Consider the following 17,699-nt stretch of genomic DNA (forward strand, 5'->3'; position numbering starts at 1 on the left):
GGATTGAATGGCGGCGCCCCCAAGGCCGCCGCCATTCAATCCCCCTCCCATGCCGGTCTGTGCTGTCTGGCCATTGCCCGAACCGGGCGGTGTGGCTGTCACATTATCCGGTGTGAAGGCCTGCTGGAGCGTATAGGTCACGTCATTGACGCTTGAATTCTGCACATAGAAAATATGCCAGCTTCTTACAGTTGCTCTGCGATGCTGCTCGATGACAGAAAACAGGCGTCTGGCATCCTCGATATAGCGCGCGTTGCGTGCCACCACGAGCACAGCATTGACACGTGCAAGGGGAAGGACGTCCACAAGCTTCGAGAGCGAATTACCGGCCCCGTGCAGGGCTGATTGCAGCGCGCTTGCCATGTCCTTTGCATTGCCTGAGTCGACAGGTAAAAGCGCGTAGGACTGGCTGCTCAGCCAGTCCACATCGAAAGCATGAATGACCTCGACCAGCGCGTTGCGGGCCGAAGGGTCTCCGCTCACCATAAGGGCATTACTGCTGTCTATCGCTGCAACGCGAGCGCCACCCTGCACGAAGGGCTGCAAGGCATGGGCGAGAGAACTGGCCTGTGCGTAGCGCAGCGGGACCATCAGGTCGCCACCCATCGAGAGGCTGTCAGCCATGCCCGCCAGCGCACCCTGCGCGGCACCCGGCGCCGACTGGCTGGGCACGACACGATACAGGCCGTCACCATGAACCAGCACAGCATGAACCTGCGCCAGGATCACCTGCAGCGCTGGCAAAAGCTGGGCATTGGTCAGGGGTTCGCTGGTTCTGAGCGTCACCTGTCCATGCACGGCAGGATCGATGGCGTAATTGACGTGCAGGATATCGTTGAGAATCTGCGAGACGGCGTCGCGCACATCCGTATCGGCAAAATTCAGCGAAACCTGACCGATACCTTCCGTGTCGCCGTTTCCGCGAAGGGTGGGAATGTTCGGGCGAGCGAGGCTGTAGCGCGCCTTGCCAGTCGGATCGGCCGGTGAGAGGCGTCCCTCCTGCGGAGTATCCTGCAATCCACCCAGCGGCATCGGGCCACCAAGGGGTTTGGGTTTGGGTACCGGCTTGTCGCACCCGGTCAGGCCAAGGGTCAGGCCTGCGGCCAGGACAACGAGGCCAAGGCGCAGGGAATCCTGTTTGCGGGCATTCTGTCTGCCGCGTGACAGAAAGTGGGGAGGAAAGGCGCGGGGCAGAACGGTCATTGCGGCATACCTGGTGGGGGAGTGTCAGATGAGGCAGGAGGGGCGAAACGCGAGAGCTCATCGCGCGAGAAGGTCTCGGGCGGGTTTTCGCTTCGAGGGGTATGATCAGGCGTCGACAGGCCGGATAACCGGTCACGATCGGGGCGCATCAGCCTGTCCTGACCGGCCTCGCGAATGGTGATGGTGCCTTTTCCGATCGCAATAACCTGCCAGTTACCAATATGACCCTGCAACGGTACGATAACGCCACGTTCCTGACCCGGTATCATGAAAATGGCACGGCTGACTCCCCCATTTTCGATAATACCTGTCAGGCGGGGCGTACCAGCCAGGGCATTGCCAGTCGGGGAAGGGCGTCGCGTTGGGGCAAAGAGTGGACGGGCGAGGCTATGGTCCTGCCAGGTGGCCCGATCGGCTTGCGTTGGACCGGCGCAGAACCCGGCATGGGGTATCATCAGAAAAGCACAGAGCATGACGCAGCGTTTGAGCAGGAGGGCTGTCATGGAGCTGTTTCCTTCGCGAGACGGGCCGGTAGCGCCATGTCACGGCGATAGGCAAAGACCCCCATGTCGCATGACAGGGCATCGGCGCTGCGACCCTCATCTTCGGATGCATGGAGATGAAGCCCGTCCACGACGAGGGCAGGCGAGGCTTGTGCGAGGTCAGTGAGAAAATGGATTAGGGCAGGATAGGGAGCAGACAGCGTGATGTGCAATCCGATGCGCCGGTAACTGCCTTCCCTGATTTGGGCGAGCGTCTCGCTGCTGCTGATTTCGATGCCAGACTGGCTGGCGAGATGCGCCAGTTTGTCCTGCAGGGTGGCACTCGCCATGGTGTCGCTCGCACCATCGATCAGTTGCGGAGCCGATGACGGACGGTGCGCTGCAGACTGACGCAAATGGGGCAGGATTTCCTGCAGATGGGCCATACGCTCCGCCGTTTGCTGCGCCAAGGCAATGCGGCTGGCGTACTGGCTGTAAACCCCGATCATCGGGCCGACGATAACCAGCCAGACAAGGGTGACAGCCACCAGAAGGAGCATGAGGGCCAGCACGCGCCCCCTGCGTCCTTCTGGCAGATCATGAGACAGACGCATCAGCGCCAATGGGAGCCGTGTCCTCATGGTCTCGCTCCGGCATGGGGTGTGCCAACGGGATGACCAATCTCGGCTCGTATTGAAAACGCACTGGCATGTTGTCCTGCAAGGCGCGTGACGGGCGCGATAAAGCCCGGATTACGAAGAAACGGCGACGTGCCAAGCCCCTGTATCAGCCCAGCGGGATCACGGGATTGCCCGCTAATCAGCAGTTGGCCCTGCTTCAGGCTCAGATCGGTCAACCACGTGTCATCAGGCAACAGATCGGTCAGGGCGGCAATGATCTGCATCGGGTCACCAAGGCGTTGCCTCGCCCTGTTCACGATCCCTTCGCCCATGCGCCTGTCTTCAATCGTGCGACGCAACGCGCTCGCCTCCAGCGCCGGGCCGCGCAGCGCGTCAATCTGGCGTTCATATCCTGAGAGAACACGCGATTGATGCCACAATAGACCCAGCAGAAGGCAGGCGAAAAGAGTGCATGCGCCGAGAGGCAATGCAAAACGTGGGTCGCTCAGGCGGGTCACGAGAGGACGCGCAACAGGCTGTCTGATCAGGGTCTCTCCGGTTTCATCAGCAATGGCTTGCGGATGAGCTTCCAGCAGGTGGAGACGCTCGAACAAGGGGCGTAGCGGTGCCTGTGGAACGACGGAGAGACGGAGCATGATCTGTCCGAGCGCCTCGTCGCGCCTGAGTACGATAAAGTCCCAGTAAAGCGCCTCGGCATCGAACGGCGTCAGGCGATCCATTTCATAGGCGAGAATGGCCGCGAGGTCCTGTTCCGCAGCGAGGGGAAGGGTGACATCGCGCTGCATGATGCGCCCTGCCGGCAGAACAAGCCTGATGGCAGCATGGCGTGCCTTGCCTTTGCGCAGGGCGCGATATCGCGCGCTGGTCTCGAGATCCAGCGTTTCCGACTGCCCTAGAGTTCCGATGATGATCCGGCTGCGCGCCTCGCGCAGATAGAGTGTCAGGGCGTCGTCAGTGGCGACGGCCTCAACCACCGGGCGTTGAACGGCGGCAAGTGCTGTCGTGACACGTTCCGGCAAAACGGCCCGGATCTGGCGCCACCACCAGACAAGGAAAGGCTGCATCACCATGTCTCCTTTTCCTTCAGCTTCACGGTAGAGGATTCAGGCGGGGTGCCACCACGATATCGGGACAGTGGCGCGCATCGCCCGGCGCGAACACGAGACGCAGGCGCACCAGCTCGGGCAGGGTATTGCCATACCATGTCGGGCTCCAGTGCCCGGATGCGTAATAATGCCACTCCACGTCCTTGAGACCGCTCAGCAAGACCCGTTGTTCCACAGGCGTCGGGGGTTCGATCACATGCCGATAGGCTGACCACTGCAGCACGAGCCGATGCGCGTCATCCACGAAGAGCGCCATGTTTGCCCGTCCTCCGCCGGAAATTGCCTCAGCCTGTGTTTGAAGGGCATGGGGCACGGGGCCACGCCATGTGAGGCGATGGTTCGTGCCCACAAGGAGCGGCCCCTCGCGTCCATTACCTGCATCGGCACTGGCAACCACCTGCCTTACAAACCTGTCCACCGCATCCAGATCATCCTGTGCAGCCAGGGTCTGGCGTTGCTGCTCGAACAGGCGCGTGGCGGCATCGAAACCCTGGCGCAGGACCAGCAGCACCAGAGAAAACACGACCAGAGCGATCAATAGCTCCAGCAAGGTGAACCCGGCCGCTTCATCGCGGCGCGGGGTCATGGCGTGCCCTCCGACGGGCCGGAACACAGGCTGCTCAGTGTGACGGCGCGCTGGCCGGAAAGGGTAAAGGCGTCAGGCCAGGATTCCGTTACGGTAACGTGGTAGAGGACAGTTCCTCCACGATGTTCCAGTGGGGTCATGGTGATACGCCAGTGGAAATGATGTCCGTCCTCGCCGCTCTGGGTAAAAGCACCGGGGGTCATGCCGTGACCGATGGCATCGAGATGTGACCGCGCCCGTGAGAGGGCCTCGCGCGTGGCGGTGGCGACGTGTCCTGCCGCAACGCCATCCAGCATGCCGCGATAAACGACCTCGAGCGCCAGCGCGACGATGATGAACGCAATCAGCACCTCAATGAGCGTGAAGCCGCCTTCGGAAGCAGGATGCGTGCCCTTTACCTCCATCATCCGCCGTGGCTTTCGATGGCACCGGTCAGCCAGTTGACGCCCAGTGTCATGCGGCTCGCCCCCCGGCTGAGCCCGAGCACAGGGCCCGATGCGCTGCCATCCGGGTAGAAGCGGAACACGCTCCTCGTATCTGGCGTGATCGTAATGACGGGCAGGACTCCCACAGTTGCCGGGGTGGTGACGTAGCTTCCGGAAAGCGGGTTGATATCGAGTTCCTGGGCACGCCCCGTATAGAGCGCGCGGGCATGGGTCTCGCGCATCAGGGCGGCGATCTGTCGCGCCGCGTTACGCAGTTCGAGCCGTGCAGGATGCGAGGCGCCGTGTCGGACCACAATGGCGCCAATCATACCCAGAATGACCAGCACGACCAGCATCTCGATCAGGGTAAAGCCGGACTCGGCCTGCGCTCTACTGGGCAAGGTCATTAAGGCTCAGCATGGCGAGGAGAAGCGAGGAGACGATGCCTGCCACCATCAGACCCATGACGATGGTGATGGCCGGGACCAGAAGGGCAACAAGGCGCTGAATGGCAATGCGGGCCTGATCTTCATGGATATCGGCGGCCCGGAGCGCCATGGGGCCGAGGCGTGCGGTTTCCTCACCCAGTTGAAGCAAATGGATCAGCCTTGTCGGAAAAATGCCAGCGGCGCCCAGTGTTGCTGACAGCCCCGCGCCCGAACGTGCGCTTTCGGCTGCTGTCTCGATGGCGGCGCTGGCGGCCTGATTGCCCAGCGCATCACGCACGATCCCCAGTGCCGGAAGCAGGGCAACGCCATTGACCAGTAGAGTGCCGAGAATACGGGCAAACCGCGCGGCCAGAATTTCCGAGATCAGACGGCCGAGCCCTGGCATACGCAGCAGCAGGCGGTCGAGCGGTCGACGCAGGGCCGGGCGTTGCATGGCCAGACGCAGGCCTAAACCAGTCAGAAATATGATGACCAGCATGGCCAGGCCGTAATGACCGATTGCAGCGCCTGCCTCCGTCAGAAGGCGCGTGGAGGCCGGCAGGGTCGCGCCATTCTGCTCAAATAGCGGCGTGAATTGCGGCAGGACCTTCGTGAGCAGCAATGTGACAGATCCGATAGCCGTCAGGGTGAGGATGGCGGGATAGATCATGGCCGATTGGACGGTGCTGATCAGCGCGCGTTCGCGTTCGAGCAGCCCGGCGAGCCGTTCCATGGTGGGGGCCAGATCTCCCGTTGCCTCAGCCGCCCGCACCATGCCGATATAGAGCGGGGGGAAACCACCCCGGCTCGTGGCAAGTGCCGAATGAAGCGCCTGTCCGTCACGGACCCTGTCCCGAACACTCTTCAGGACGCTGCCTATGCGGGGGGATGACGTGGTCTCGATCAGAAAACGCAGGGCACGATCCATATCCTGCCCTGCATCGAGCATGACAGCGAGTTCGCGTGTCAGATTCGCCAGTTCACCGCGCGTTACGCCGTGTCGCTTCAGGCTGAAGCCCTGTGCGCCAGAGCGCGGAATGGCTCCTGTGCCAGACGCGCGCGCAAACATCGTGCGCCCTTTTGCGCCTTTCTCCGCCACATCGACATGGATGGGCATGTAGCCCTGGCGGCGCAGTTTCGCGACAGCGTCTTCCTGCGTGTCGGCCATGAGGGTGCCCTGCTGTGGGGTGCCCTGCCGGTCAATGACCCTGTAGAGGAATTCCGTCATGAGGGGGCTGCGCTCGCCACACTTAACCGACAGCGCGCACGCTACGCATGACTTCCTCGATGGTGGTCTGGCCATCCACGGCCGCACGAAGCCCGGAATCAAAGAGGGTTTCCATGCCCGCTGCGACGGCTGCACGTTCTATCGCGAGATGATCGGCTTTCTCGAAAACGAGTTTTTCAATGGCCTCATCGGGTTCGAGAAGTTCTGCGATTGCGAGCCTGCCCTTGAAGCCCGTATGGCGGCAGGAGGCGCAACCCACCGCGTGATGAAGGGTGATCGGCTCCCCCGAGGTGAAACGATCGAGCTGCAATTCCTGAATCAGCGCCGCAGGTGGCGTGTAGGGCGTCTTGCACAGAGGGCAGAGGCGACGCACGAGGCGCTGGGCCAGAACACCACGCAGCACTGCGGTCATGAGGTAGTCCTCTACCCCCATGTCGCGCAGGCGTATGATGGCGGCGGATGCTGAATTCGTGTGCAGTGTGGACAGAACCAGATGCCCTGTCAGAGCCGCCTGCACGGCAATTTGGGCGGTCTCCCGGTCGCGTATCTCGCCTACCATGATCACATCGGGATCCTGGCGCAGAATGGCGCGCAGCAGGGCGGCGAAATCCAGACCGATCTGCGGTTTGACCTGCACCTGATTGATGCCGCCAAGCTGGTACTCGATCGGATCCTCAATCGTGACGATCTTGCGCGTGACGGCATTGAGATCGGAGAGGCCCGTATAGAGTGTTGTGGTTTTTCCCGATCCGGTCGGCCCGGTAACCAGAACGATGCCATTGGGCCGCTCGAGAAGCTTGCGCAGGCCCCCGACAATGCCGGGTTGCAGGCCCAGCGTGGCATAATCGAAGACCGCGCCCGACCGATCGAGAACGCGCAGGACCAGCGTCTCGCCATAGAGCGACGGAATGGTGGACACACGAAAATCGACCTCATGCCCGCGCACGGCAAGTTTGATCCGTCCATCCTGGGGCAGGCGTCGTTCGGCAATATCCAGGCGCGCCATGATCTTCACGCGTGAGAGCACGGCGGGCACAAGCTGGGCCGCCAGTGTTTCCGCCTCATGCAGGATGCCGTCATAGCGATAGCGCACACGCAGCCTGTCCTCGAAGGGCTCGATATGGATATCCGAAGCCCTGGTCTCGACCGCACGATTGATGATCTGGTTGACCAGACGGATCACGGGCGCTTCTGACGCCAGATCCTTCAGCCGTTCGGCATCGTCTTCAAGGGCATTGCCCTCTGCCTGCTCGGGTTCTGCCTCGCGGCTTTCATCCGGGTAGAGGCGGTCGAGCGCGGCTTCGAGTTCAACCGGGAGGGCTGCATGGGTTGCGATGGTCAGTCCCGTCGCCGCCTGCAGGGCCGCAGGCGTGAAACTGTCCAGCGGGTCGCGCATGGCGAGAGCCAGCGTGTTTCCCTCCAACGAGAGCGGCACAACATGCGCATCACGCAGGAAACGCGTCTTGAGCTGCCCGGTCAGCACCGGATCGGCCGGATAATGGTCAGCACCTGCAAGAGGAATATCGAGCAGCTCAGCATAGGTTCTGGCCATGAGCGCTTCTGACACCAGACCCAGTTGCAGCAGGATCTGGTCGAGGCGACCACCGCTCTGCTCTGCGGCACGTGCAGCGCGGTCGAGCCCTCGATGGTCGCAATATCCTCTGTCGACCAGCAGGGAAGCTAACGCCTCGAGACGGCCGTCATGCTGACGCTCAGCCATAGGACTGCCCGATGATCTCGAGCAACCAGCCGCCCCAGAGGGCAAAGGCGAGCCCCGGACCGAACGGGATACGCGTCTGTGCGCTCAGGCTGGCTTTTCGCGTCAGCCATGCGCCGGCCAGTGTCACGACAGCGCCCATAAACACGATCTCGGGCAGGATGAATGGTCCCAGCCATCCGCCTCCTGCTGCAAGCAGCTTGGCATCGCCACCGCCAAGCCCGTCCCGCGCCCGCAACTTGCGATAAAGCAGCGCGACGCTGCCAAATGCGGCCCAGCCCAGCAAGGCAGCCAGACTGTGCAGATGAAAGTCGGCGCGACCATGCTGCGCTGCGAAGGCGAGCCCGACACCGAGCAAGGGAAGAGTCAGGTAATCCGGCAGGGTTGTGCTGCGCAAATCGATGGCTGCGAGCAACAGGAGCCACCAGCCAAACAGGCATCCCTGAATCATGAGATGAGTCAGGCCGAGACGATCTGGCGCCATATGCACGGCCCAGTCAGCGGCCCCCGCAACGAGCAGGGCCGCGACCTCCATCGCCGGGTGGAACGCATCGATAGCCGACTGGCAATAGCGGCATTTGCCACGCCGTATGGCGTAGCTGACCAGCGGTATGAGATCGCGGCCGCCAAGCACGCAATCGCAGTTCGGGCAGCGTGACCGGGTAAAGAAAGGTGAGCGCCCCTCTGGCAGCCGCCAGGCAAGCACGCCGAGAAAAGACCCGATGAACGGCGAGGCGATGACGAGGCCTGTATGGAGAGGGAGCGCGAAATTCATGGGGGCGCTCAGGGATTGCAGATCATGGCAGCGCGATCGCTCGTCGCTTCATGAGCGCCCTTCGAGCAGAGGTCATAATCATGGCCCGGTCGTTCCGAGGGGTTGCTGTAGATATAAGGATGGTGCCACGGGTCCTTGGGGTCAGCATTATCCTTGAGGTAAGGCCCGTTCCAGTTCTCGGCGTCCTGCGGGCGTTCGATCAGCGCATGCAGCCCGTCTTCAGTGCTAGGGTAGCTTCCTGTGTCGAGACGATACAGATCCAGAACCTCGCCCAGCCGCTGAATGGATTGATGAGCAACAGAATTGCGTGCGCCACCCAGTTGACGCAATGCAGCGGGCGCGACGAGACCGATCAGCAAACCGAGAATGGCGATCACCACCAGCAATTCGAGCAGCGTGAACCCGGCCTCGTCGGTATCAGAAGGAATGCTGATATCGTTGCCTTCGGTCTGGTCGGGGCGCTGCGTGGTCCGGACGGACCATTCGCCTGTTTTGGCGCAACGGGGCTGTGCTAGCGTATCAAAAAGGCGCATCAATAATGTGTCCGATATGAAAAGCCCTGAATCGGGGAGGAGTGTAGCGCAATATGGCCGTTGCGTATGCGAGCTGCATGATTTTTGTTGCTTCCCTGTACCATTTGCCACCCAGGGTTCTTCCCGCAATTCTGGGGGTGGAAAATGGTCGCAACGGCATGGTGCGTCATAACAGTAACGGAACGGACGACCTCGGGGTAATGCAGGTCAACACGCTGTGGCTCGGGCCTATTGCACAGTTTACCCATGCTACGCCGCAAAGCGTTTACCGCAATCTGCTGACCCAGCCCTGCTACAATATCAGTGCAGCGGGGGCTATCATGCGCCTCTATCTCAATGAATCTCATGGTGATCTCATGAGGGCGGTCGGGAATTACCATTCGCATACCATCGCGCTCAATCTGGCGTATCAGCAGCGCGTGCTGGGTGCGGCACGCCTTCTGTTCCAGAATGGCGGTCATTGAGCGTCCGTTCAATGATCGAGCCCGGTTACATGCAGAGTCTCGACCAGTGCCGGGGCATCCTGCGCAAACAGCGAGATGTGCGTACTGCCTTCATGGGGAAAGATCAGATCCGTCATCCTTAATTCACCGTCATTGGCGAAAATTTCGACAGAGGAATGGTCTACCACGAGGTGCAAAGTGATGGTGTTGTTGTGCGGGAGCAATGAGGCAATGTGGATCGGGCTGAACTTGCCTGAAAAATCGGTCACTCCGGAATGGGAGCGATCCAGCGACAGCAGGTGACGGGTGAAATCATAGCTGATGCGCGTCCCTTCCTGAGCATCTTGAGATTGACGCACCGTGATGCCTGCCTGCCCCTTGCCGTCGCTGTGCAGGGTCAATGAGATATCCTCCACCTCGTGCTGCACGGGCAGGGGCCAGAGTACACCAGCGGCGAGCGCATGATCTGCCCAACTGTGGGAGGGAGAGCGGGCGACGAGGGCGTCGTATTCGGGTGTCGGAACCTGATAGAGATGCGGCTTGCCGCGCAGTGTCCTGAGCGAGAGCGCAACTGGCAAGGTCATCTGGCCGCGCCAGGGTGCGGTAGGGAGCTTGTCCGCATAATCCCAGTTGCTCATCCAGCTTATCAGGCGGGGCGACAGATCTGGCGTGTTGGCAATGCGTATGGCCGCATAATTATCGGCTCCATGATCGAGCCAGTGATAGGCCGATGGATCGGCCCCTTCAGGAGGAAGAGGATCGGCTGTGAATTTCGTGCCGTCAAAGCGGCCTGTGAAATATTCCACCCCGGATCCCCCGGCAATACTCCAGGGATTGACGCTGACGATCATGACCCAGCGGGTGTCCTTACGATTTCCATCCAGATCGAGCGCGACAAGCGTGGGCATCTCCCACAACATGCCGGGCTTGCGATAACCGTTCGGCTGAAAATCGCTCAGAAAATCCCAGTGCTTCAGGTCGCGGGAACGATAGAGCTTGACCAGCTGCGCATCGGCGACGACGGTCGTCATGACCCAGTATTGCCCCGGCGCGTACCACACCACTGACGGATCACGGAATTGCCGTGAGTCCGGAGACAATGTCAGTATCGGGTTGCGCTCGTGGCGCTCCCAGGTTGCGCCGCGATCGAGGCTATAGGCAAGTGACTGTGCCTGCGTACCGTCAGGGTGGGCCGGATCCTGTGAAAAAACAGTGGTGTAGAGCGCGATTAATGGCGGAATGTGGTTTTTGCCCAGACCGGAGCGATTATCCCGATCCACCACGACTGACCCTGAAAACATGTCCCGCCCGGGCGAAGCGGCGAGCGCAACGGGTTCCTCATGCCAGTGCAGGAGGTCATGACTGGTCGCGTGGCCCCATGAGGTATGACCCCACACCATGCCATCCGGATTATACTGATAAAAAAGATGCCATGTCCCATCGAGCCAGAACGGCCCGTTGGGGTCATTCATCCAGTGCGTGCGAGGAGAAAAATGCAGCGCGGGACGCCATTGCGGGGTCTTACTCGTGGTATTTGAGCTACTGCCTGTCGGGTTTGACTCCTGCGCAGCGGCAGGGCAGGCAGTCATGGCCGTCAGAGGCGCGATGAGCCCGGAGAACGCGCAAAGTATTGCGCAAGAAAAAAACCGTTCATGGCGCTGTGACATCATCACCCGGAGCTGAGGATACCCAAAGGAAAGTGACCGGCCTGCCCCGTGCAGGCCGGTCACCAGACGCTTATTGTTGTGTGGTCAGAAAGGCATTCATGCGGGCATTCACATCCGGGCCGATCCGCTTTTGCTGGCTGATCAGATCCTGAATGAACCCGACGATATTGATATCAGCACGATTGGCCGAAATATCGCCGTACCCACCAAGGCCGTTATTGCCATAACGTGTGTCGACAATCGACGCATCGCCACGGATGCGAACCTTGACGGTCGGTGACAGCGCACCGCCACGACGTCCTTCAACCGTATCGATGAAGGATTCCACGAGCCCGCCTGGCATGACGTAATGCGAGTAGGACTGGAAGGCGCGCGGGTTCTGGTCCGGGTTGGCATCATAGTCGGTGCCAGCCGCAATATTCAGGTTGGTCGGGTTGCCTAGCATAAGCCCGCTTCCGTAGTTCATGGGCTGGAAATCACTACGGATGCCATTGCCGACGAAGCCATAGACACCATCAGGTCCATCCACACCGGCCGCATAGGTCGTGCGATGGCTGATGGTGAAAATGTAGTACTTTCCGTCCTTGATATACATCTGGGGACGTTCGGTCTGATCGTTCACGCAATTGGCTTCGATCAGCGGCGACAGGAACTTCCACTTCGACAGGGAGCCATTCTCGGCGACTGCCAAACCAATAGCGGCCTTCTGGTAATATGCACCCGTGTTCAGCACCTGCTGAACGGTCTCGGCGTGCGGGTCATTGGCGCGATAACCCAGATCCTCGGCCGTGCAGTTGGCAAGCCCACGCTCACCGGGCGTATTGCCTTCAAACACCATGTAGTTGGTGCCAGGGTGCTGGGGGTCCTCGAAGGTGAACGGATCGCGGAAGTTGTAATACGGGTTTTGCGCGCCATTCTGATAGAGAACGCCGTCGGGGCGTAGAAGCGGCGTGTGCTGCGTGAAGCCCGTAAACCAGACATGGTTGAAATCGGCATGGATCTGGCCAAGGCTCTGGGTGATCACTGCTTGTGAAGGGGTGATATCCTGTCCCGCTGCGTTCCGGTTGAATGCCATATCGGTATAGAACAGCGATACCTTGTTGCTCGTGGGGTCGAGCAGACGCATCGAGCCGGACCATTCGGCGGTGATGGTATAGGTTGTGCCGGCAAAAACCTGTTCCTGCGCCCCTTCAGGGATCAGGTGTCCACCATAGATCCAGCCCCCGTTGGTCGGGCGACGGCTCGCCGGGACGCCTGCGCGGCGGTAGAAATAGCCGATACGGGCATGGGTGTGACGGTCATCGAAGCCATAACCGGCGTTCTTGTCGGCGGTCAGGCAGAAAATAACTTCCCAACCGTTATAGCTGAACTGATTGGCTTTCTTGTCGATGAGCGTCCAGGTGTCCCAGACCCACACATCAGGGTTGGTTGCCGGAAAATCGGCTGGGACATCAGGCATGACGAGCTGCTCGGGAAGCGAATTCTTGCCTGCACCGGCCGAGGTGTCGGAATGGGCCTTGATCTGCATGGCATCGGCACGCGTCCATCGCGCCGTGAAGCTGTCCTGCGGGTCGTAGGCTTTCTGGGTATGGATGGTGGGCAACGGGAAGCCGGGCACGCCATTCAGCGAACTGCCCGGATACAGTTTTGCGCCATGCGGCATCATGCCGGGGCGAGGCGCAACGCGGAACGCCTCACGCAGGGCGTCGGGGTTAAGCTGGGCAAAAGCCGCCTGGCTGGTGAATGTTGCGACCATCGATCCGGCCAGCAACAGATTGAGCATCGCTCTCTTTCGAAACCTGTTTGCCATGTCACCCTCGAATGATTGTGTCATGATGCGCGACCGGAACGTTGCCGCCTCGTCACGTATCGTGATCCCGTGCTTCCAAGCTCTGATGGCTGAACACGCCTCCAGCGCTGACACACAGCATCACAAATTTGTTATGAAAGTCAATTTACAATTAACGACAGATTGATGAAATTTGAAATATCGTGAAAAGACGGCCTCCTGGGTGTCGGATCGATGAACTTGCCCGATCGGGCTCCTTGGAAGATACGGTGAGTTCAGCAAGCGACGGGACCTTTATCGAGTTTTGCAGGGGCACCAAATCGCGCATCAGCTCGGTCACATGCGCCTTTAGTCCAGGCTTGTGGCGCGCATAAGTTGCTGTCGAGGAGATTTGCAGGTGTGGCATACTCCCGTCAGGAATTTTCGATGCAGAAGCGCATCATCGCATGGTCAAGCAAATAGCGCGTGTGCGGGCTCTCGATTAGGTGACCTGGCAGATATCGCCTTGATTACCTTCATGTGCAAAGTGCGATGTTCCTTATGGGGTAATGTCAGTGAAGAGGATTGGCTGGCGCTGGCTTGATACGTCTTGTGAATACAGTCCATACGAACCCCTCCGAAGGCGTTGCAGTGCTACGGGGGTCTTTATCTACATCGTGGATGAAACGGTCATAGGAAACGCATCACCCTAGATCATCAAGCCTGACGAGGCTGGCGCAGGGGGCACAGACTGCCTGAGCAAACGCATCCAAAAGTTTGTGCAGTACAAGGCGCCACGCCTTTTGCGGCCGGAACAGACTTTCGCTGAAGTTCTTCCAGGCAATAGGTGGGATTAGAGAAAAGCTTTCTATAGTAATATTCGTGATAACTACACAATATATAATATAGTGGTGCGCAAAATATGTTTGTTATATGATGTTATATTGACATCCCGAAGACATCGCAAATGGCAGCATTTATCTTCATCCGTCACCAACTAAACAGGATAATGCTGGATAATCACCGCGCCGAGACTGCCTGCAATAATCGGTTCGTCGTATTTCTCCCCCGGAGATGCAGAACTCACGGCGTTGCCACATATGTTCCCTCAACTACATCCCAAGGCCAGTGTGCAGACGCTCGGCGGTTTCAACGACGCAACCCGGTTCAGCATGGCGCTGCATGACGGCGCACATATCTGGCTCAACAGCTGAGCCATTTCCTGCCCTGATCCGGGCAGGTCTCCTGCCACGGGATTACCGAAGATCACATCATGGCGTGGGGCGCCAGTGCCATGAGCCTGGGTCCCGGGCGATCGAGGCGGAATCTTTGCCAGAGCGTAGCTCGTGCTTGCCTTGCTCACTTCTCGATTGAAGGCAGGTCAAGATCATAGCCACGATTTCATCAAGTAGCGCCCACCGGGCGAGCCCATCATCTTGTTTCGGCGCGCGATAGTCGTCGCTGGCCTCGTCTTGATGAGGCTGGCTGGCAATATCGGCTGCGCTCGCTCCCGACTACACGGCTCGAAAGCGGGTCCGGCTGGTTCAATAATGCGGGCATACCGACCCGCTTTGGAGATTTGACATGAAGCGTTTTACCCTTCTGGCCCCCTCCATTCTTGCCGGGCTGATCATGCTCGCCACGGCGACCCATGCAGAGCCCTAATTCATGCCGCCAGGTGGTTTATCGGCTGATACGCCGGTCGGCACCCAGGGCACCACGCTGCACGCGATGGAACGCGGCATCGAGGCAAACGCGCAGGGCTTGGTCGATCTGCGCAGTGAGGCGGTCACGCAGCCGGTGCTTGCTTCTGCTCTGGGCGATTATCTCAAAGGCGAGACCGCCGAGCGCCAGTTTGTCCGCAAGGCTGATCTGGCAGGCCCGACAATCCAGGCGCGATCTGAAAACGCCTTTATCTTTGGCTCCATGCTGACACCGGCGAGCGGGTCGGGCCAGTTCACGTATCTGGCGAATTACTCGCTCGATGCACCTTTTGTGGGGGTGCGTCTGATCCTGGCCAATGTCGCAACGAGCGTCGTCACACTGCCGCGCATGATTGCCGCGCCCTCGGCCAGTGGGTCCGATATCGCCAATCCGGTAACGGCGGCAGGCACTGCGCAGCCCTGGGCAACGGTCACACTCAACGGGTCGAGCACCATCAGACTACCCGCCTCGCCGGGGGGCGGGTTGCCCTCCTACACGCTGAGCGATATCGTGCCGATCCAGTCCGTGCCGCGCACTGATTCAGGCACGGGATATCTGCTCTATACGCGCTTCGTTACCGACCCGGCCTCATGGAATGTCAGTTTCTTCGCTGCCCGTACCGGCTCGGGCAGCGCAGACGCCAATCTCGTGGCGGCGATCAATGGCGGTCGCACCGCACAATGGGGCTATATCGGCGGCGATCACGTCACGCAGTCCCTCGCGCTGACTTCTGCCTCTGTGTCGGGTAATCCCGGCTTTGCGGGGGGCGTCGTGGTGGGGGCGGTCTATTACACGACGACCCGCAGTTACACGCTGATGGCCGTGGGCGACAGCCTCACGCAAGGGTGGCAGACGGCATCGGATTATGACGGATTTGCCCGCCATGCAGCGTCTGCGCTGAGTGCTGCCGGTTTTGCGACCTCTTATGCTGATGCGTCCTGGACCGGCCAGACCACGGGTCAGATGCAGGCTCGCGCCTATGCGCTGCTGGCGGCGGGTTTGCGCCCCAGCGTGATGACCATCCCGGTTGATAGCCCCAACGACTATGTGCGCGATACAGGGGCACAAAGCGCCCTGGCAGGGGCGCAGGCGACAGGGCAGCAACGGGCATCGGCGCTCAAACTGGCAGATTATGCCCGTTCGCTGGGGGTGTTCCCGATCCTTGTCACGCCCCTGCCTCTGGGTCTGCCTGGATAATGGGATTCAGATGACCGGATTGCGACGGGTAGCCTGTTTCGCCAGGCAAGCGGGCTGCCTTATGCCGTATTCGATGCGCAGTCGATCGTGTGACGGTGCACGCCGTCACACACGCAAAAACCCGAGGTAGCCACCGATGAACTGGCCTCGGATCAGAGTCACTACACCGACACCTTGCAGACCCGGCTAGGGGGCGCGCTGACGGCCAATATCCGCAACCTTATTCCCTGAGCGTTCCATTCGTTCGGGCAAGGATTGAGGTAGCCCCTCCGTTCGGAGAGTTTTACGAGCCTGACAAGCTATAGCCGGTTCTTGTCTCGCCGCCTGTTTGACGGCGTTCCTGTTGGCCCCTGGGTTAACCCCAGACCCAGGAGCGTCGGCGCGTCATGATACGCCTCATCGGGTGTTCGTCCACCCAGTGCGGAATGCAGATGTTCCGCGTTGTAGTGCTCGATCCATGCAGTGAGCCCGGCTCGCAGCTCCGATCCGGTCGAACGCGTGCAGATAGACGTATTTATAATTCGGGGAACACCACAGGCGCTTGATGAAGACGTTGACCAACCACCAGCTTAGCCCGTGCGTGCTGATGCGGATCTGGCGCTACTCCATTACTTCCATGAACCGGGGCATCGTGAATTGCGAGCCCTTATTCGTGTTGAAGATTTCCGGCACGCTAGAGCGGATCAGGGTCTCCTGCAGTGCTTCGATGTAGAATTCGGCATCCATCGTGTTCGACAGACGCCACCACAGCATTTTGCGATTCGACCAATCGATGATCGTCGCGAGGTAGATAGAGCCCTTGCGCATCAAGATGTCGGTCATGTCGGAGTACCAGACCTGATTGAGGCGGTTGATCACCAGATCTCACAGCAGATCGGGATATTTCCGATGTACCGGATGCAGGATGGTCGTGCGTGGCCGCTGGCAGATCGCCCACAGCCCCATCGTCGCCATACCTTCAATGGCCTGACGCTTCCATTGGGCGATCATCGTCTGATACACACCGAGCTTTAATGCCAGTTTCGCCAGCGTATGCTCACCCAGGATCGCCTCCAGCGCGACCCGAGACTTGAACTCGCCCGTATATGTTTTCTACGTAACCTTGACCATAAACCCGTCCTCTCTCAGGCTGGTCTACAGCTTAACCCCCTGTCTGGAAAACCGGGTGCACCCCTAGAAATCGAGGCTGCTTGCAGTTTACACAGGATGCGCTCATCGCACGCATCCATCGTGCCCAACTTGACATGACATCACCACGCCGCAGTTTCTCCCCGCCCGGTCGTTGGGCCAGATCAGGGCTCCAAGAGCCGCAACGATGAACGCAACGGCTCCGGCAATGAGGTCAGCCGTCACGCGGTCTGTGAGGTCTTGGTCTCAAGAGCCGTTTCCAGCGCCTTGAGATTGGTGGCGATCCCTGTGACGGCGGAGACAGCGCCATTCACGTCGCAATCCGGGGCCAGCTTCTTGATAATGATGGCAGCCACGGTCGGCAACATGCTGATGCCCAACGTCTCGACCTCGGGAAGAATCGAGGCGGTTTCTGTGGGGGTGGTCGTTGATTCACTCATGGTCTTTTCCTTCTGAATGGTGATGACTGATCCCGGCCCGATTGCCGGTGTCGTCAGTCAGGGCTTGGCGTCGTCGGCGTTGGTGGCGTGCTTGCCGTTCATGCCAATGCTGTTGACGATCAGGTAAAGGGGCAGCCACTTCGACCCGTCAGCCGGGCGGGGCCAGAATCTCGCAATCAGCGCACATAGCGCCACCACGAAGGTCAGAATGGCCGTGAAATTGCCCGC

General features: G+C 60.0%; 16 protein-coding genes and 1 pseudogene. 2 read left to right on the forward strand and 15 right to left on the reverse strand.

Annotated features, from left to right (window positions below):
* The 11 genes from ED655_RS08100 to gspG form a co-directional block, all read right to left on the reverse strand.
* The coding region (locus ED655_RS08100; protein WP_277302610.1) for a secretin N-terminal domain-containing protein at window positions 1–1,203 on the reverse strand (1,203 nt) is incomplete at its 3' end.
* Window positions 1,200–1,706: a general secretion pathway protein GspN gene (locus ED655_RS08105; RefSeq protein ID WP_122049739.1), complete on the reverse strand. Its 507-nt coding sequence runs from the start codon at window positions 1,704–1,706 to the stop codon at window positions 1,200–1,202. The genes ED655_RS08100 and ED655_RS08105, both read right to left, overlap by 4 nt.
* Complete coding sequence (gene gspM, locus ED655_RS08110; protein ID WP_122049740.1) at window positions 1,703–2,326, reverse strand: type II secretion system protein GspM; 624 nt, start codon at window positions 2,324–2,326, stop codon at window positions 1,703–1,705. The genes ED655_RS08105 and gspM overlap by 4 nt, the downstream gene beginning before the upstream one ends.
* Complete coding sequence (locus ED655_RS08115; protein WP_122049741.1) at window positions 2,323–3,396, reverse strand: PilN domain-containing protein; 1,074 nt, start codon at window positions 3,394–3,396, stop codon at window positions 2,323–2,325. Before ED655_RS08115 ends, gspM begins: the two co-directional genes overlap by 4 nt.
* 19 nt (window positions 3,397–3,415) lie before the next feature.
* A complete protein-coding gene (locus tag ED655_RS08120; protein ID WP_122049742.1) occupies window positions 3,416–4,018 on the reverse strand; it encodes a prepilin-type N-terminal cleavage/methylation domain-containing protein in 603 nt (200 codons plus the stop codon).
* Window positions 4,015–4,425: a prepilin-type N-terminal cleavage/methylation domain-containing protein gene (locus ED655_RS08125; protein ID WP_122049743.1), complete on the reverse strand. Its 411-nt coding sequence runs from the start codon at window positions 4,423–4,425 to the stop codon at window positions 4,015–4,017. Before ED655_RS08125 ends, ED655_RS08120 begins: the two co-directional genes overlap by 4 nt.
* Window positions 4,422–4,850, reverse strand: coding sequence for a prepilin-type N-terminal cleavage/methylation domain-containing protein (locus ED655_RS08130; protein WP_122049744.1), 429 nt, complete (start codon window positions 4,848–4,850; stop codon window positions 4,422–4,424). Before ED655_RS08130 ends, ED655_RS08125 begins: the two co-directional genes overlap by 4 nt.
* The gene (locus ED655_RS08135) at window positions 4,834–6,099 is read right to left on the reverse strand and encodes a type II secretion system F family protein (RefSeq protein ID WP_122049745.1); all 1,266 of its coding nucleotides are present in this window, start codon (window positions 6,097–6,099) and stop codon (window positions 4,834–4,836) included. Before ED655_RS08135 ends, ED655_RS08130 begins: the two co-directional genes overlap by 17 nt.
* A 22-nt stretch (window positions 6,100–6,121) precedes the next feature.
* Window positions 6,122–7,819, reverse strand: a complete 1,698-nt coding sequence (locus tag ED655_RS08140; protein WP_122049746.1) for a GspE/PulE family protein — start codon at window positions 7,817–7,819, stop codon at window positions 6,122–6,124.
* The gene (locus ED655_RS08145; RefSeq protein ID WP_122049747.1) at window positions 7,812–8,591 is read right to left on the reverse strand and encodes a prepilin peptidase; all 780 of its coding nucleotides are present in this window, start codon (window positions 8,589–8,591) and stop codon (window positions 7,812–7,814) included. Before ED655_RS08145 ends, ED655_RS08140 begins: the two co-directional genes overlap by 8 nt.
* An 8-nt stretch (window positions 8,592–8,599) precedes the next feature.
* Complete coding sequence (gene gspG, locus ED655_RS08150) at window positions 8,600–9,124, reverse strand: type II secretion system major pseudopilin GspG (protein WP_122049748.1); 525 nt, start codon at window positions 9,122–9,124, stop codon at window positions 8,600–8,602.
* A gap of 53 nt (window positions 9,125–9,177) precedes the next feature.
* Here gspG and ED655_RS08155 point away from each other — a divergent pair, with 53 nt between their 5' ends.
* The gene (locus ED655_RS08155; protein WP_122049749.1) at window positions 9,178–9,588 is read left to right on the forward strand and encodes a lytic transglycosylase domain-containing protein; all 411 of its coding nucleotides are present in this window, start codon (window positions 9,178–9,180) and stop codon (window positions 9,586–9,588) included.
* 8 nt (window positions 9,589–9,596) lie between these two features.
* Here ED655_RS08155 and ED655_RS08160 read toward each other — a convergent pair whose 3' ends face one another.
* Together ED655_RS08160 and ED655_RS08165 are read right to left on the reverse strand one after the other, a co-directional pair.
* Window positions 9,597–11,156 carry a glycoside hydrolase family 32 protein gene (locus ED655_RS08160; RefSeq protein ID WP_408735662.1) on the reverse strand — a complete coding sequence of 520 codons (1,560 nt, stop codon included), beginning with the start codon at window positions 11,154–11,156 and terminating at the stop codon, window positions 9,597–9,599.
* Window positions 11,157–11,304: 148 nt separating this feature from the next.
* The gene (locus ED655_RS08165; protein ID WP_122049750.1) at window positions 11,305–13,044 is read right to left on the reverse strand and encodes a glycoside hydrolase family 68 protein; all 1,740 of its coding nucleotides are present in this window, start codon (window positions 13,042–13,044) and stop codon (window positions 11,305–11,307) included.
* A 1,626-nt stretch (window positions 13,045–14,670) separates the two neighbouring features.
* Between ED655_RS08165 and ED655_RS08170 the strand changes: the two genes are divergently transcribed.
* Window positions 14,671–15,903, forward strand: coding sequence for an SGNH/GDSL hydrolase family protein (locus ED655_RS08170; RefSeq protein ID WP_122049751.1), 1,233 nt, complete (start codon window positions 14,671–14,673; stop codon window positions 15,901–15,903).
* Window positions 15,904–16,202: 299 nt separating this feature from the next.
* Here ED655_RS08170 and ED655_RS08175 read toward each other — a convergent pair.
* Together ED655_RS08175 and ED655_RS08180 are read right to left on the reverse strand one after the other, a co-directional pair.
* Window positions 16,203–16,959, reverse strand: a pseudogene (locus ED655_RS08175) (DDE-type integrase/transposase/recombinase).
* 293 nt (window positions 16,960–17,252) lie between these two features.
* A complete protein-coding gene (locus tag ED655_RS08180; protein ID WP_122049752.1) occupies window positions 17,253–17,471 on the reverse strand; it encodes a hypothetical protein in 219 nt (72 codons plus the stop codon).
* Window positions 17,472–17,699: the final 228 nt, after the last annotated feature.

Source organism: Asaia bogorensis, assembly GCF_900465345.1.
Taxonomy (GTDB): Bacteria; Pseudomonadota; Alphaproteobacteria; order Acetobacterales; family Acetobacteraceae; genus Asaia; species Asaia bogorensis_A.